At 73.9% G+C, this 15,648-nt stretch carries 13 protein-coding genes; 7 read left to right on the top strand and 6 right to left on the bottom strand.

Translation table 11 applies throughout. From position 1 onward, the window contains the following. Positions 1-158 precede the first annotated feature (158 nt). The 3 genes from BJY14_RS01755 (at position 159) to helR (ending at position 3,606) form a co-directional block, all read left to right on the top strand. Positions 159-644 (top strand): carboxymuconolactone decarboxylase family protein, encoded by a 486-nt coding sequence (locus BJY14_RS01755; protein WP_179841953.1) that lies wholly within the window; start codon positions 159-161, stop codon positions 642-644. A 257-nt stretch (positions 645-901) separates the two neighbouring features. After that, positions 902-1,288, top strand: coding sequence for a cupin domain-containing protein (locus BJY14_RS01750; protein WP_312878905.1), 387 nt, complete (start codon positions 902-904; stop codon positions 1,286-1,288). 164 nt (positions 1,289-1,452) lie between these two features. Beyond that, the gene (helR, locus tag BJY14_RS01745) at positions 1,453-3,606 is read left to right on the top strand and encodes an RNA polymerase recycling motor ATPase HelR (protein WP_179841952.1); all 2,154 of its coding nucleotides are present in this window, start codon (positions 1,453-1,455) and stop codon (positions 3,604-3,606) included. Positions 3,607-3,624: 18 nt separating this feature from the next. Here the strand turns inward: helR and BJY14_RS01740 are convergent, their stop codons facing one another. The 4 genes from BJY14_RS01740 to BJY14_RS01725 form a co-directional block, all read right to left on the bottom strand. Next, on the bottom strand, positions 3,625-4,155 hold the full coding sequence (locus BJY14_RS01740; RefSeq protein WP_179841951.1) for a MarR family winged helix-turn-helix transcriptional regulator: 531 nt from the start codon (positions 4,153-4,155) through the stop codon (positions 3,625-3,627). Beyond that, entirely contained in the window at positions 4,145-4,867 is a 723-nt protein-coding gene (locus BJY14_RS01735) for an SDR family NAD(P)-dependent oxidoreductase (protein ID WP_179841950.1), read from the bottom strand. The genes BJY14_RS01740 and BJY14_RS01735 overlap by 11 nt, the downstream gene beginning before the upstream one ends. 71 nt (positions 4,868-4,938) lie before the next feature. Continuing rightward, positions 4,939-5,415, bottom strand: a complete 477-nt coding sequence (locus BJY14_RS01730; RefSeq protein WP_179841949.1) for an iron chaperone — start codon at positions 5,413-5,415, stop codon at positions 4,939-4,941. 48 nt (positions 5,416-5,463) lie between these two features. Further along, positions 5,464-5,919, bottom strand: a complete 456-nt coding sequence (locus BJY14_RS01725; RefSeq protein ID WP_179841948.1) for a carboxymuconolactone decarboxylase family protein — start codon at positions 5,917-5,919, stop codon at positions 5,464-5,466. A gap of 182 nt (positions 5,920-6,101) precedes the next feature. On the opposite strand from BJY14_RS01725, the gene BJY14_RS01720 reads away from it, so the two are divergent. The 3 genes from BJY14_RS01720 (at position 6,102) to BJY14_RS47070 (ending at position 12,250) form a co-directional block, all read left to right on the top strand. After that, positions 6,102-8,597, top strand: a complete 2,496-nt coding sequence (locus tag BJY14_RS01720; RefSeq protein ID WP_312878904.1) for a helix-turn-helix domain-containing protein — start codon at positions 6,102-6,104, stop codon at positions 8,595-8,597. A gap of 30 nt (positions 8,598-8,627) precedes the next feature. Then, positions 8,628-9,566 (top strand): DUF5996 family protein, encoded by a 939-nt coding sequence (locus BJY14_RS01715; RefSeq protein ID WP_312878903.1) that lies wholly within the window; start codon positions 8,628-8,630, stop codon positions 9,564-9,566. Between the two features lie 128 nt (positions 9,567-9,694). Then, a complete protein-coding gene (locus BJY14_RS47070) occupies positions 9,695-12,250 on the top strand; it encodes a DUF4132 domain-containing protein (protein WP_512771081.1) in 2,556 nt (851 codons plus the stop codon). 52 nt (positions 12,251-12,302) lie between these two features. On the opposite strand, the gene BJY14_RS01705 is transcribed toward BJY14_RS47070, so the two are convergent. Continuing rightward, complete coding sequence (locus BJY14_RS01705; RefSeq protein WP_179841945.1) at positions 12,303-13,544, bottom strand: oxygenase MpaB family protein; 1,242 nt, start codon at positions 13,542-13,544, stop codon at positions 12,303-12,305. A gap of 345 nt (positions 13,545-13,889) precedes the next feature. Then, on the bottom strand, positions 13,890-15,122 hold the full coding sequence (locus BJY14_RS01700) for an acetyl-CoA hydrolase/transferase family protein (RefSeq protein WP_179841944.1): 1,233 nt from the start codon (positions 15,120-15,122) through the stop codon (positions 13,890-13,892). A 181-nt stretch (positions 15,123-15,303) separates the two neighbouring features. Here BJY14_RS01700 and BJY14_RS01695 point away from each other — a divergent pair, with 181 nt between their 5' ends. Continuing rightward, entirely contained in the window at positions 15,304-15,645 is a 342-nt protein-coding gene (locus BJY14_RS01695) for a VOC family protein (RefSeq protein ID WP_179841943.1), read from the top strand. Positions 15,646-15,648 lie beyond the last annotated feature (3 nt).

Raw genomic sequence — 15,648 nt, 5'->3', positions numbered from 1 at the left:
CCACGGGCGAGCCCCGAGCCCGGGCCGGGCCCGGCCGGTGGCGTACGTCACAGTGCCCGCGCTGTCACGCGGGACGGGGCACCGGCATCTCCATGGTCGTCAGGACGCCGCGCGGGACGGTCCGCGCGGCGCGCACCCCGGCAGGCTAGGAGCAAGGCATGGAACCCCGTCTGAACCTGATGACCAACGAGTTCGCCGCCAAGGTGGGCAAGCGCTTCGCCGCCGTCAGCGTGGCGATCCAGCAGTCGTCGCTGCCCCGCGACCTCCAGGAGCTGGTGATGCTGCGCGCCAGCCAGATCAACGGCTGCGGCTGGTGCGTGGACCTCCACACCAAGGACGCCGCGGCCGCCGGGGAGACCGCGGTCCGGCTGCACCTGGTCGCCGCCTGGCGCGAGTCGACCGTCTTCACCGAGCCCGAGCGGGCCGCGCTGGCGCTGGCCGAGGAGGGCACCCGGCTCGCCGACGCCCACCAGGGCGTCTCGGACGCCACGTGGGCCCGGGTGCGCGAGCACTTCGACGACGACCAGATCGCCGCGCTGGTCTACCTGGTGGCCATGATCAACGCGGCCAACCGGCTGGGAGTGATCCCGCGCAACCAGGGCGGCTCCTACGAGCCCGGCTTGTTCGCCGCCCTGGAGAACTGAGCGGCGGATCGCGCCGGACGTGCCCGGGAACACTCCGTTCCCGGGCACGTCCGGCGTGGGGCCACGAGCGAGCGGCCGGCGCCGAGGGGTTCCCGGACGAATGTCATGGCCGGACGCCACGATGGGCGGAACCATCGACGAGGAGGCCGGAATGTCATACCCGAAAGAGCTCTTCCACGGGGACACGGGCGAGGTCAGCGGCACGTTGCGGGAGGGCGACGCCGCACCCGACCTGCTGATCGGTACGCGCTCGAAGGGTGCACTACCTGGCCACGGGCGAGTCCACGGGCGGGCAGTACGGGCTGTACCGGTGGGACATGGGAGCCGAACCCGGCCGCGGCGCGGGCGCCCACTTCCACAGGACGATGTCGGAGTCGTTCTTCGTCCTGTCCGGCACCGTCGCCCTCTACGACGGGGACCGCTGGGTCGACGCCTCGCCGGGAGACTTCCTCTTCGTCCCGCCGGGCGGGATCCACGCGTTCGACAACCCGCGAGGGGCGGCTTCGATGCTGGTCCTGTTCGCCCCCGGCGCTCCCCGCGAGGCCTACTTCGAGGAACTGGCCGAGATCGTGGAGAGCGGGCGGCGGCTCAGCGAGCAGGAGTGGACCGACCTCTACCACCGCCACGACCAGTACATGGTGTGAGCGGGCGGCCGTGAGCCTGGGGGAGGCGGGCGAGGGCACGAGGACTCTCCCCGCCACTCTCAACGTATAGCGCACCGGGGGGCTTGCGGCAAGACCCCGGTCGTGCCGCAGAATCGGCGGCCGAACCGGAACCACAGCCATCGACCACGAGCCGGAGCCGATACGTGAATCCTTTGACCGCCAGCGTGTTCGACCTCCCCGGGCGCCTGTCCTCCAAGGCCGACCCGGCGCTGATCGAGCGCGACGAGCGGCATTTCGCGGCCATCGCGGAGAGCCTGGACCAGACGATCGCCGACCTGTCCGAACGCCTCGAGGCCGAGCGCCGGGCGCCGGGGGGGATCGGGCAGGGGGCCATGGACCGGGACATGGAGATCCACCGGCTGGCCGCGCGCCTGCGCACGCTGCGCCGCTTCGGCCTGGACCTCTGCCTCGGGCGCATGGTCGGCGCGGACGGCTCCGAGCCCGTGTACATCGGACGCCTCGGCCTCACCGACGGCACGGGCCGCCGGCTGCTGCTCGACTGGCGCTCGCCCGCCGCCGAACCGTTCTTCGGGGCGACCCACGCCGACCCGATGGGGCTGGCGAGCCGCCGCAGGTACCGCTGGACCCGCGGACGGATCGGCGACTACTGGGACGAGGTGTTCACCGCGGACGGGTTCGCCGGGCACGCGGCGCTGGACGACCAGTCCGCGTTCATCGCGAGCCTGGGGAGCGACCGGTCGGACCGGATGCGCGACGTGCTCGGCACCATCCAGGCCGACCAGGACGCGATCATCCGCGCGGGATCGCGCGGCGCCCTCGTCGTCGACGGCGGCCCGGGGACGGGCAAGACGGTCGTCGCCCTGCACCGCTCCGCTTACCTCCTCTACTCCGACCCCCGCCTGGGCCACCACCGGGGCGGCGTGCTGTTCGTCGGCCCGCACCAGCCCTACCTGGCCTACGTGTCCGACGTGCTCCCCAGCCTCGGGGAGGAGGGCGTGCAGATATGCACCCTGCGCGACCTCGTCGCCGAAGGGGCCGGGGCGGAGGTCGAGACCGACCCGGAGGTGGCCCGGCTGAAGTCGTCCGCCGACATGGTGAAGGCGATCGAGAAGGCCGTCGCCTTCTACGAGAACCCGCCCACCGAGGGTATGGAGGTCACCTCGCACTGGGGCGACGTCTGGCTGAGCCCCGCCGACTGGGCCGAGGCGTTCCAGGTGCCGGAACCCGGCACGCCGCACAACGAGGCGCGCGACCGGATCTGGGAGGAGCTGGTCACGATCCTGGCGGACAAGAACGAGGGCGAGGCGTCGCCCGACCTGCTGCGCCGGTCGCTCCGGCAGGACCGGGAGCTGCGCACCGCCTTCAACCGGGCGTGGCCGCTGATCGAGGCGGCCGACCTCGTCGGGGACCTGTGGTCGGTGCCCGCCTACCTGCGGCTGTGCGCCCCCTGGCTCGGCGCGGACGAGATCCGCCGGCTGCGGCGCGAGGACGCCCAGGCCTGGACGGTGTCGGACCTGCCGCTCCTGGACGCGGCGCGGCAGCGTCTCGGCGACCCGGAGGCGTCGCTGCGCAGGCGGCGCCACGAGGCCGCCGTCGCCGCCGAGCGCGAGCGCATGGGACAGGTCGTGGACGACCTCATCGAGGTGGCCGACGACGAGTACGGGACGGGGCTGGTGACGATGCTGCGCGGCGAGGACTTCCACGACGCCCTCGTCGACGAGAGCGCGCTGAGCGCCGCCGACCCCGACCTGCTCGCCGGCCCGTTCGCGCACGTCGTCGTGGACGAGGCGCAGGAGCTGACCGACGCGGAGTGGCAGATGCTGCTGCTGCGGTGCCCGTCCCGGAGCTTCACGATCGTCGGGGACCGCGCGCAGGCCCGGCACGGCTTCACCGAGTCGTGGCGGGAACGGCTCGAACGGGTCGGGCTCGACCGGATCGACCTGGCCTCGCTCAGCGTCAACTACCGGACGCCGGAGGAGATCATGGCGGAGGCCGAGCCGGTCATCCGGGCCGCGCTCCCGGACGCCAACGTGCCGGCGTCGGTCCGGTCCACCGGCGTCCCCGTCGTCCACGGACCGGTCGCGGACCTGGACCGGATCCTCGCCGCCTGGCTCGCCGCGCACGACGACGGGGTCGCCTGCGTCATCGGCGATCCCGCGTTCCCGGGGCGGCCCCGCGTCCGGTCCCTGACCCCGGAGCTGGCCAAGGGGATGGAGTTCGACCTCGTCGTGCTCATCGACCCGGACCGGTTCGGCGATGGCGTCGAAGGAGCGGTCGACCGCTATGTCGCGATGACCCGGGCGACCCAGGAGCTCGTCGTCCTCACGAGCGCCTGAGCCCGCCGGGCCCGAGGGTCAGTCCCCGACCTGGCCCATCCAGCTCGGGGCGTCGAGGCCGGCGAGCAGTTCGCGCAGGAGGCCGGCGAGCTGCTCGCGGCGGTCGGCGGCGAGGTGGCCGATGAGGCGGTCCTCGGCCGCGAGCAGGTCGGCGACGACGCGGTCGAGCAGGGCGCGGCCCTCCCCGGTGAGGGTGACCGCGCGCGCGTGGTAGCCGGAGCCGACGGTGGTCCGCTCGACCAGCCCGGCCCCGGCGGCCCGCTCCACGCGCTGGGTGATCGCCCCGCGCGTCACCATGCAGGCCTCGGCCAGCTCGCCCGGGCTCATCCGGTACGGCGGGCCGGAGCGGCGCAGCGTGGACAGCAGGTCCAGCGTCGCGACGTCCACCCCCTGCCCCGCCAGGAGGCGGCGGCGCTCGTCGCCGAAGAACTTGGCGGCCCACCAGATCCGGGTGACGACCCCGATCGACTCCACCGGGACGCCCGGCAGCTCGCGCCGCCAGGCGTCCTGGATGGCGTCGGCGCCGTCGCGGGGCGGCTCAGCGGCCACGCTCGGCCCCGCCGTTGACCTGGATGATCTGCGCGGTGACGTGTCGGGCGCCGGGCGAGGCGAGCCAGTGCACGGTCTCGGCGACGTCCCCCGGCGTCCCGGCCCGCCCGGTGTGGGTCTGCGCGATCTGCGCCGCTCGCCGCTCGCCGGTCATCACGTCGCCGAAGAACTCGGTGTCCTCGATGTAGCCCGGGGCGACGACGTTGACGGTGACGCCGCGGGGCCCGAGGGCGGCGGCGAGATCGCAGGCGTAGGGGTGCAGGGCCGCCTTCATCGGGCCGTAGGACGAGCCGCCCGAGCCGCGCAGGGCCGCGATCGACGAGACGAACACGACCGCCCCGGACGGGTTCAGCAGGTCGCGAAGCGCCTCGGTCGGCAGGACCGACGTCAGGACGTTGATGCGGAAGTTGCTCGTCCACCGCTCCGCGACGCCGGCGGGGCGGCCGTGGTTGTCGGCGTTGCCGCCCGCGTTGTTGACCAGCACGTCGACGGAGCCGAAGCGCTCGGCCAGTTCGGTGCGGACGCGCTCGACCTCCGCCGGGTCTCCCAGATCCGCCGGCAGCGCCGTGCCCCCGATCTCCCCGGCCGCCTTCTCCAGCACCTCCGCGCGGCGGCCGATGACGACCACCCGGTCACCATCGGCCGCGAAGCGCGCCGCCACCGCCCTGCCGATGCCGGTGCCGCCGCCGCTCACCACGATCGTGCGCGCCATGTCGGGCCCTCCTTGAGTTTAGGTCTAAATTCAGCCTAGCAGGAGGGCCCGGGGCGCCGCCCGGCGCGCCCTCAGCCCGCGGCCCGCCTCACCAGCTCGGCGATCCGGGCCTCGCCCGCGGCGTCCAGCTCCGGCAGGGCGAAGGAGGTCGGCCACATGGCGCCGTCGTCGAGGGCCGCGACGTCGCTGAACCCGAGGGTCGCGTACCTCGTCTTGAACTTCGCCTTGGCCTGGAAGAAGCAGAGCACCTTGCCGTCCTTGGAGTAGGCGGGCTGGCCGTACCAGAGCCTCGGCACGAGGTCCGGCGCGGCGGCCCGGACGATCTCGTGCACCCGCTCGGCGATGGCGCGGTCCGCCTCGTCCATCTCGGCGATCTTGGAGCGGACGTCGCTCTCGCCGTCGGCCTTGGCCCTGCCCGGGGCACGGCGCGCGGCCTTCTTCAGCTCCTGGGCGTGGTCCTTCATCGCGGCCCGCTCCTCGGCGGTGAAGCCGTCGAACTTCTCGCCGGCCGCGGCGGTGCTCTTGCCGGTCTTCTTCGTGTCGCTCATGGTGGGATCCTCCTGGTCGGTGAGTGGTCGTTCCCGGACGGGGCGCGCTCAGCCCCACGCGCCGGCGATCTGCCGGGTCGTGGCGTTGAGCCGGTTGAACAGGTTGGTGACGCCGATCATCAGGACGATCGCGGCCAGCTCCTTCTCGTCGAAGTAGGTGGCGGCGGTGTCCCAGACCTCGTCGCTCACGGCGTCGGCGCGGTCGGCCAGCCGCGTCGCGGCCTCGGCCAGCGCCAGCGCCGCCCGCTCCTCCTCGGTGAAGTACGGGGCCTCCCGCCAGGCGGCGACGGTGGCCAGCCGCTCGTCGGTCACCCCGGCCTTGCGGGCCGTCTTGGCGCCGGCGTCCACGCAGGCGCTGCAACCGTTGATCTGGCTGACCCGCAGGTGCACCAGCTCCAGGGTCTCCTCCGAGACGCCGCCGGAGTGCACGGCCTTGAACAGCTCCTGGATGGGCTGCATCGCGCCGGACAGGACCATGGCGGGGTTCTTCATACGGGACTGCATCTGCGTTTCTCCTCTGCGGTCGCGCCCCGTTCCCTCGGGGGCATGACCCAATCACAGCCTCCGCGGCCTACGATGACGACGCCGGTGGGACACCGTGGGACAGTCGCAACGGCCTTGAGCAGCGAAGACGCCCCCCGCAGTTGTGCCGCCGCGGTGGGACGGAAGGCGGGGGAACGGTGGTCGTGCAACAGCATCGGGCGGAGAAGGCCGACCCGCAGGGCGAGCTCGCGGCCCGGCTGCGCATGCTTCAGGAGGTGTCCGGACGCGGCGTCCGGGCCCTCGCGCGGGACGCCGGGCTCAGCTCGTCGTCGCTGTCGCGCTACCTCAGCGGCCAGACGGTGCCGCCCTGGACGGCGGTGATCGCGCTCTGCCGCCTGCTCAAGCGCGACCCCCGCCCGCTGCGCCCCCTCTGGGAGCGGGCCTCCAGCCCGCTGCCCGCGCCGCCGAAGACCAGCCGCCAGGTCCACCCCCCGGCGCCGCCCGCCGGGGCGCCGCGCCCGCCCCGCAACGACCTGCCGCGCGACGTCCCCGACTTCACCGGACGCGAGGCCGAGCTCAGGGCCGTGCTCGCCGCGGTGGACGCCGGCCGTGTGGTCGCCGTGGACGGCATGGCGGGCGTCGGCAAGACGTGCCTTGCGGTGCACGCCGCGCACCGGCTCGCCGCCGACTTCCCCGACGCCCAGCTCTACGTCGATCTGCACGGCTTCACCGCCGGGCGGGAACCGCTCGACCCCGACCCGGCGCTGCGGACCCTCCTCGCCGCCCTCGACGTGCCGTCGGAGAGGATCCCGCAGGAGGGCGGCATCGAGCCGCTGGCCGCCTGCTGGCGGTCGGAGCTGGCGCACCGGCGTGCCGTCGTGGTCCTCGACAACGCCGTGGACGCCGACCAGGTCCGCCCGCTGCTGCCCGGCGCCGGCCCGTCCGTCGCGCTGATCACCAGCCGCAACCGGCTGCTGGGCCTGGAGGAGGTGCCCCCGGTGTCGCTGGACGTGCTGACGCCGCGGGAGGGCGCCGAACTGCTGGCTCGTGCCAGCGGCGACCCGGGCGGGTCCGGCGGCCGGCTGGCCCGCGAGCCGGAGGCCGCCGCGGAGGTGCTGCGGCGCTGCGGCCACCTGCCGCTGGCGCTGCGGCTGGCGGCGGCGCGGCTGCGGCACCGGCCGGGCTGGACCGTGGGGATCCTCGTCGAGCGGATGGCCGAGGGCGCCACGGAGTTCGACACGGCGTTCGCGATGTCCGTGCGGCAGCTGGACCGCGCCCGGCGCCGCTTCTTCCGGCTGCTGGGGCTGGTCCCCGGCTCGACCTTCGACGAGCACGTGGCGGCGGCGCTGGCTGGCGTGCCGGTGCGCGACGCCCGGGCGATGCTGGAGGACCTCCTCGACGCGCACCTCGTCCAGCAGCCGGCGGCCGGCCGCTACCGGCTGCACGACCTGGTGCGCCAGCACGCGCGCCGCGCCGCCGCCGAGCACGACCCGGCCGCCGAGCGGGAGCAGGCGCTCGGCCGGGTCCTCGACTACTACGTGCACGCGGCGGCCGCCGCGGACGCCGCGGTGTCGTATCTGGCCCCCGGCCCGGAGGTCGCGGCGGGCCCGCCGCCGGCCGACCTGCCCGAGTTCGCCGGCAAGCACGCGGCGCTGCTCTGGTTCGCCACCGAGTACACCAACCTGATGGCCGTCTTCGAGGCGGCGGTCGCCGCCGGAGCCGACGCGCACGTGTGCGAGCTGCCCCGCCACATGCGGGCCTTCTTCGCGCGGCGTTGCGGCACGACGCACCTCAACGTCCTCTTCGAGCGCTCGCTGGCAGCAGCACGGAGGCTGGACGACCCGCTGCAGCTGGCCGAGGCGCACAGCGACCTCGGCTTCGCCCGCTACAACGCGGGACGGATGGCCGAGGCGGACGCCGCGTACGAGGCGGCGGGGCCGCTGGTCGCCCGGGCCGGGAACGCCAGGACCGAGGCCGAGCTGACCATGCGCCGGGGCTACCTGAAGTGGGACGAGGGCCGCGTCGAGGAGCCGCTCGACCTCTTCCGGCGGGCGGGCAGGCTCTACGAGGACGCCGGCTGCCCGGCGGGCACGGCCCACGCGACCGCCTACGAGGCGTGGGCGATGCTGCAGCTCGGGCACCGCGAGGAGGCGGCGCGGCTCGCCCGCGCCGTGCTGGAGATCCCGCACGGCGACCCCGCCTGGCCTCCCGCGCTGACGGCCCGGATCACCCTCGGCGTCGCCATCGCCGCCGACGAGCCCGGCGAGGCGACGGGGCACCTGGAGCGGGCGCTCGCGCTGGCCCGCGAGGACGGGCACCGGCACAACGAGGCCTGGTGCCTGAACTGCCTGGGCGTCGCCCTGCGGCAGGCGGGCCGGTACGAGGAGGCGCTGGCCGCGCACCGCCGCGCCTTCGCCCTGCTGGACGAGCTGTTCGAGGAGCACTGGAAGATCCACTTCCTCTACGGCCACGCCGAGACGTGCCGGCTGGCGGGCCTGCCGGAGGAGGCGCTGCGGCTGCACACACAGGCGCTGGAACTGGCTCCGAGGCTGGGGTACCGGTACGCCGAGGCGCTGGCCCGCGAGGGGATCGCCGCCGTCCTCGACGCGACGGACCCGGCCGCGGCCGCCGAGCACCGCGCGGCCGGGCAGGCCATCCGGCGGGACCTCACTGTTGCGGAGGCCGGATCCGGGGCATGACCCGGGTGTTCCGGTTCGAAGGGGGCTCTGGTGGAACGACAGGCATGGCCGCGGCTGCGCGTCGCCGACTGGACGCCGACGCGCGACACGCTGCACATGTGGACGCAGATCGTCGGCAAGGTGCGGCTGGCTCACGCGCCGCTGGTGAACCACTGGTGGAACGTGACGCTGTACGTCAGCCCGCGCGGGCTGACCACGTCCGCGATCCCGTACGACGGGGGCGCGTTCGACATCGAGTTCGACTTCGTCGACCACCGCCTGCGGTTGCGCACCTCGGACGGCAGCCTCCGGGAGTTCGAGCTCGCGCCCATGCCGGTGTCGCGGTTCTACGCCCGGACGATGGAGGCCCTGCACGAACTGGGGATCGAGACGCACATCCAGGCGCGCCCCAACGAGGTCGACCCGGCGATCCCGTTCGAGGAGGATCACCAGCACGCCTCGTACGATCCCGAGGCGGCCCACCTGTTCTGGCACCAGCTGCTCCAGGCCTCGCGCGTGCTGGGGGAGTTCCGGTCCCGCTACATCGGCAAGGTCAGCCCCGTGCACTTCTTCTGGGGCGCCATGGATCTCGCCTGCACGCGCTTCTCCGGGCGGGACGCGCCCGAGCACCCGGGCGGCGCACCTAACTGCGGGGACTGGGTGATGGTCGAGGGCTACTCGCGGGAGCTCAGCAGCTGCGGGTTCTGGCCGGGCGGCGGCGAGGAGGGGGCCTTCTACGCCTACGCCTACCCCGAGCCCGCCGGGTTCGCCGACCGTCCGGTGGGCCCGTCCGGCGCGTTCTACAGCAGGGAGAACGGCCAGTTCCTGCTTCCGTACGAGGTGGTGCGGGAGGCCCCCGACCCCGACCGGGCCCTTCTGGAGTTCCTCCAGGGCACCTACGAGGCGGCGGCCGACCTCGGAGGATGGGACCGCGCCGCGCTGGAGGCCGACCCGGCGCGATGGGACCACAAGTCCCGCGAGAGCACCTGAGCCCGGGGCGCCGCCGGAGCCCGCGCCGGCCGTGGCCGAGCGCCGTCCCCGGTGTCGGACGCCGCCGCTAGTTTGCGGTGCCATGAGCGAGACGGTGGAGATCCCGGTCGAGTGGCACGAGCACATCCATCCGAGGCGCGGCGGCATCCCCGGTCCGCCGGTCTCCCTCGACGAGGGGGCGGCGGAGAGGGCTCGCGCATGGGGCCTCGCGGCCCGCCCGATCGCCGAGGAGATGGGGGAGCACGAGCGCACCGACCCGGAGCTCGGCCGGGCCCTGCGGGCGTGGCTGGACGGGGAGCCCGACCCGGCGGGCGCGGGCCGCCGCGGCCGCCGTCGCCGTGAAGTACCTCGACGGCGTCGACGGCCCGGCCTTCCTGGACGCGTGGGCGCTGGACCACGGGCTCGCCTTCGCCGCCTGCGCGGTGACCGAGGCGTTCTCGATCGAGGCCGGCCCCGTGCCGCCACCCCCGACGCCGATGTCCGGCGGCGTCGTCCGGCTCGTCGCGTACATCGGCGGCGAACGGTCCCGGGGATGGCGCGGCGAGATCCGGCGCTCCACCCACCGCGACCACTTCCCGGTCGGCGAGTGGGTCGCCCAGGACGCGGTGGTGAAGAAGCTCCGCACGCTGCTGGCCGCGGCGCCCGCCGACGAGTACAACGACGCCGTCGCATGCCTCTCACGGCATCGCGGCGACGCTTGGAGGCAGCGCGTGGCGGCCTACCTCGTCCCGACCGAGACGGCCTGGCTGGACGGTTCTCCCGACAGATCCTCCGGATCCACGAACTTCGAGTTCCTGGTCTGCTCCCTGTCCAGCGCGGCGCAGATCGGAGGGCTGAGCTGGATACCGGTCACTCCCGCCGTGATGGGAACGCTGCTCGACGGCCTGGGCACGGACGCGCTGCCACTGCTCGACATCGCGCTCCGGAACGTCCGCGACCGCGATGAGGCGCGCCCGATCGTGTTGCGGGCGCTCGTGAGGATCGCCGACGAGGCGGTCTTCCCGCTCCTGCTCGACCACATGGGCGAGCAGGGGGTGCCCGCAGCCCTGCAGGAGGCGGCCGACCGGCACCCCGAACACGCGCTCCGGGCGCTGGCCCCGCTGGTCGGCGGCGACACGACCCGGGGCCTGCAAGCGGCCGGAACGGTGCGCGGGCTGCTGTACGCCCGGCCCGACCTGGCCGAGGCGGTACCTCAGGAGAGCGTCGAGGCGCTGCTGCCGCGTCCGGCCGTCCCGGACAGCGCCGACCTGCCCGACGTGCTCGCCGGAAAGCCTGCCCGCGGCGCGAAGACCGACTGGGCCGACCCGGCGCTGCTTCCGCGGGTCCTCACGCGCGGCCGCGACCGGGCGCTGCCCGCGAGCGCGACCCGGCGCCTGCTCGGGCTGCTCGCGCGGAAGGCGCCGGAGGCCGCGGAGGTCCGCGCGTTCTGCGACCGGCACTCGCTGGCCGAGTTCTCCTGGGCGGTGTTCGAGCGCTGGCAGGCGCTCGGCGCGCCGACGCGGCACAACTGGGCGCTGGCCCAGCTCGGCCTGATCGGCGACGACACGACGGTGCGGCGGCTCAGCCCGCTGATCAGGCTCTGGCCGGGCCAGGGCCTCACCGCCCGGGCCGCGGCCGCGCTGGACGTCCTGGCCGCGGTCGGCTCCGACGTGGCCCTCACCCACCTGTTCGAACTGACCCGCCGCGGCAGGTACAAGGGGCTCAAGGCCAGGGCCGCCCGCACGATCGACGAGATCGCCGCGGCGCGCGGCATGACGCGCGCCGCCCTCGCCGACCGGGCCGTCCCCGACTTCGGGCTGGACGAGCGGGGCACGCTCGTCCTGGACTACGGCCCGCGGCGGTTCACGGTGACCTTCGACGAGCAACTCGTCCCGCTGGTCGTGGAGGCGAACGGCAAGGTGCGCAAGAGCGCGCCCAAACCCGGCCCGAAGGACGACCCGGCCCTCGCCCCGGCCGCGCACGCCCTGTTCACCGGCCTCAGGAAGGACCTGCGGACGATCGCCGACCAGGAGATCAGGCGCCTGGAGCTGGCCATGACCACCCGCCGGACCTGGACGCGGGACGACTTCCAGACCCTGTTCGTCGACCACCCGCTGCTCGGGCACATCGTCCGCCGGCTGGTGTGGACGACCGATGCGGGCACGGCGTTCCGCGTCGACGAGGGCCGCGACTACGCCGACGTCGCCGACGACCCGTTCACCCCCGCGCCCGGCGCCCGCATCGGCATCGCCCATCCGGTCCTGCTGGGCGACGACCTTCGCGCCTGGGCTGAGATCTTCGCCGACTACGAGATCCTCCAGCCGTTCGAGCAGCTCGGACGGCCCGTCCACCGGCTCACCGAGGACGAGCGCGCCGCGCACCGGCTCGACCGGGTGGAGGGGCTCGTCCTGCCCTACGGCAAGGCCAAGGGCCACTCGCAGGGGCGCTGGGAGTCCGTGGACGCGGACGGCGGGTTCGCGGGCGGGTGGCTCGCCCGCCGCGACCCGGCCGGCCTGTACGTCGTGGCGGAACTGAGCCCCGGCCTGGCCCACTACATGTACGGGGAGGGCGAGGACCAGGAGATCAAAGCGTTGTGGGCGGGCCCGGCCCCGGCCCGCGAGCCGAGGGACACGGTGCCGCTCGGCCGGGTCGACCCGGTCACGATGAGCGAGGCCGTCCACGACCTCGTCAGAAGCGCGACGTGACCGTCCGGTGCGTGACCGCCGTGCCGCAGGTCGCGGGGCCGGGGCCGCCGGATCAGTAGTGCGGGTTGTTGGCCTGCGGGATCTCGATGCTGATCGGCGTCTTGAACCCGGACAGGTAGAGCAGGGCGCCCTGGCGGAGGATCTCGTCGAAGGCCCAGTAGAGCTGCCGCAGTTCCTTCGGCGCCTTCGTGAGGTCGAGGAGGCCCTCGCGGACGGCGACGAAGGGCGGCCAGAGGGTCTGGATGAGCGGGTCCCACAGCGGGTCCCGGGGGATCTTCAGCCATCCGGCGATCTCGTCGCCGAGCATGAAGCGCGTGAGCGAGCCGAGGATGGGCTTGGTGAGGATCCCGCCGTCGATCGTGGAGCCGAGGTTGAGCAGGATGTCGGCCAGCTTGACGCCCTCGGGGGTCGGCGCGAGCACCGGCGTCAGCACCTGGTCGGCCTGGGAGTTCGCCTCGTCCCACGACTTCGGGAGGTACTCGTCCTGGATGCCGAGCATGTGCCCGGCGAGCTGCCAGGACAGCAGGAACGCCTCGGACTCGGCGGCCGGGATGGGGACCTTCCAGCCGACCAGGTTCCGCATGACGGTCGTGGGCAGGCTGTGCCAGGTGACCATCATGTCCGCCTGGCTGATCGGGATCTTCTCGTCGGCCGCCTTGGTCCAGTACGGGGACTTCGGGAGCAGGTGCCGCACCGCGGCGTGCACCAGCCGCGTCTTGACGCAGGTCACGATCATCTCGCCGTCGGGCTCGAACGCCGTCTCGGAGCCGATGTCGTAGCCGAGCTTGGCGGTCTTGGTGATGCGGTCCCTCATGTCCGCGCCGCCCTTGGAGTAGTAGACCGCGCGCGCCTCCTTGGGGATGGCCGTGCTCATCATCCCGCTGGCGAAGCCGTAGGTGACGCCGAGGTAGAGGCCCCGCTTCTCGTTGAACTCGAACGCGGTGGCCAGCTTGCTCCGGTCGGCCCACGCCGGCAGCCGGCGGGCGCGTTCCATGAAGTCGCGCAGATCCGCCGGCAGCCCGTCCGGCAGCGGCTGGCCGTTCTTGGTCCAGGTGCGCAGCAGCTCGTTGACCCTGGGCACGTCGCCCCGGTCGAGCAGCGAGGCGACCAGCGCGTCGACCTCCGGGTCCCACACCCACCGCGGGTCGGCGCCCCTGCCCGCGCCCGCCACCGAGCCCTCCGGCGACCACGTCCACCGCGAGGACGCCTGCGCGGGCGAGGCGACGCCGAGGGCGCCGAGCGCTCCGAGCGCCCCACCGGTCATCAACACGTTGCGTCTGCTGGGTCTGTCCATGCCCTCGCTCCTCCTGGGGGCCGGAGGCGCCCCGCCGATCGCGGTGCCGGACACCCCCGGGTTTCCTGAGCTGACCGGAACACTAGACCCTTATTGGCGTTGTGCCAATAGCCGTCCACGCGCTCGCGACGCCCCGTTAACGGGGAAGAGCGGGCTGGACCGGGCCCGACGGGGAGCGGGCGCCTTTCGGACCGGCACGCGAGGCCGAACCGGGACGTCCGTGAAGCGGCGGCCGGCGCGTTCGCGGCCGCTGCCGGTATGTTCGGCGCCGTTCCGAAGGTCTGGGCCGTAGGGCCCCGAGGAGACCGCCCGGGGCCTCGGGCATGCCCGGCCGGGCGGGGCGGGTCAGCGCAGCGGGAAGCCGAGCTCCCGGCCCTGCTCGCGAAGCTCGTCGCGGGCGGACGGGTGGGCGACGTTGTCGATGATCTGCTGGGCCTGGGAGGCGGCGTCGTTGCCCCAGACGGTGGCGGCGCCCCGCTCGCTGACGATGTAGCTGTGCTGGAACGAGGTGACCGGGCCGGTGAGGCGCGCGATGACGGTCGAGACGTCCGCGCGCGGATGCCAGGACGGCAGGGCGATGACGGCGTGCCCGCCGGGGGAGTGCAGCGCGCCGACGACGAAGTCGGTCTGCCCCCCGAAGCCGGAGTAGATCGCCCCGCGGACGCGGCTGGCGTTGGCCTGGGCGAACAGGTCGACCTGGAGCGCGGAGTTCACCGAGACCATCCGGGGCCGGCGGGCGATGAGGCTCGGGTCGTTGGTCTTCTCGGTGCGCAGCATCCGGATCCGGTCGTTGCGGTCGGCCCAGGCGTACAGCTCCGGGCTCCCGAAGGCGAAGGACGCGGTGATCGGGGTCCCGGTGTCGAGCGCGCCCGCCTTCTCCAGCGCCAGCACCCCGTCGCTGAACATCTCCGACCAGACGCGCAGCCCCCGCCGGTCGAGGAGCGAGGAGAGCACGGCGTCCGGTATGGCGCCGATGCCGAGCTGCAGGGTGGCGTCCCGCGGGACGAGCCGGGCCACCCGCTCGCCGATCTCGTGGGCGACCTCGCCGGGCGGCCGGGGGACCGGCGTGGCGAGCGGTTCGTCGTCCTCGATCGCCAGGTCGACCTCGTCGGTCGCCAGGACGGCGTCGCCGAACGTGTAGGGCATCCGGGGGTTGATCTGGGCGACGACCAGGCCGCCGCGCGCGCGGACCGCCTCGATGGCCGCGGGCAGGATGTTGACCTCGATGCCGAGCGAGACCGTCCCGCCGACCGGCGGGGAGGTCTGCACGATCACCACGTCCGGCGGCAGCGAGTCCTTCAGCAGGTTCGGCACGAGCGACAGCCGTGACGGGAAGTAGCGCAGGTTCGCGCGGCCGCGCATCCCGGCGCCGACGAAGGGCGTCTCCAGGTCGACGCCCTCGCGTTCGGGCATCTCCGTCTGGGCGTTGAGCATGAACAGGCGGTACTCGGCGACCGCGGCGTCCAGGATCCGCAGGGCCCGCCGGGGAGCGGCGAAGTTGCCTCCGGCCACCATCCGGGGCCGTCCCGGCAGCCCGCCCAGCACCCGTGCCAGATCCTCCTGGGAGACGACGCGCATCGAGATCCCTTTCCGAGAGACTTCCGGCCAGGACGCCGGGGCGGTCCGCGTGGCCAGTCTGCCCGACCGGCCCGGACGGCGGATAAGGGGGTCGGAAGGGGGCACCCGCCGGGCACCGATGACTTCGCGGCGCCGCCGCGGTCATCACCGGTGACCCGTCCACGACGCTTGGGGAAACGACATGTCACTCGATCTCTTCGCCGGCATCCCCGTCTCCGACTACGCGGAGGCGCTGCCCTGGTACGAGCGGTTCTTCGGCGCGGAGCCGTCGTTCCTGCCGAACGACATCGAGGCCGTGTGGGAGGTGGCCGAGCACCGGTACGTCTACATCGTGCAGGACCCGGAGCGGGCGGGGAACGCCCTGGTGCTCGCGTTCGTCGACGATCTCGATGACCGGGTCGCGGGGGCCGCCCGGCGGGGGATCCCGCCGGCGGGACGCGAGGACTACGGCAACGGCGTGACCAAGGTGGTCTTCCGCGACCCGGAGGGCAACGAGATCGCCTTCGGCGGCGGCGCCGGCTGACGC

It is taken from the genome of Actinomadura luteofluorescens, from assembly GCF_013409365.1.
In the GTDB taxonomy this organism is placed as follows: Bacteria; Actinomycetota; Actinomycetes; order Streptosporangiales; family Streptosporangiaceae; genus Spirillospora; species Spirillospora luteofluorescens.
Note: the sequence above shows the minus strand (reverse complement) of the source record. Positions and strands in the feature narration are given on the sequence as shown.

Bases quoted from the DNA above. Each gene is read 5' to 3' on its own strand.
- BJY14_RS01755 (WP_179841953.1), top strand. From the start codon at position 159: ATGGAACCCCGTCTGAACCTGATGACCAACGAGTTCGCCGCCAAGGTG.
- BJY14_RS01735 (WP_179841950.1), bottom strand. From the start codon at position 4,867: ATGGCGCGCACGATCGTGGTGAGCGGCGGCGGCACCGGCATCGGCAGG.
- BJY14_RS01730 (WP_179841949.1), bottom strand. From the start codon at position 5,415: ATGAGCGACACGAAGAAGACCGGCAAGAGCACCGCCGCGGCCGGCGAG.
- BJY14_RS01725 (WP_179841948.1), bottom strand. From the start codon at position 5,919: ATGCAGTCCCGTATGAAGAACCCCGCCATGGTCCTGTCCGGCGCGATG.
- BJY14_RS01705 (WP_179841945.1), bottom strand. From the start codon at position 13,544: ATGGACAGACCCAGCAGACGCAACGTGTTGATGACCGGTGGGGCGCTC.
- BJY14_RS01700 (WP_179841944.1), bottom strand. From the start codon at position 15,122: ATGCGCGTCGTCTCCCAGGAGGATCTGGCACGGGTGCTGGGCGGGCTG.
- BJY14_RS01695 (WP_179841943.1), top strand. From the start codon at position 15,304: ATGTCACTCGATCTCTTCGCCGGCATCCCCGTCTCCGACTACGCGGAG.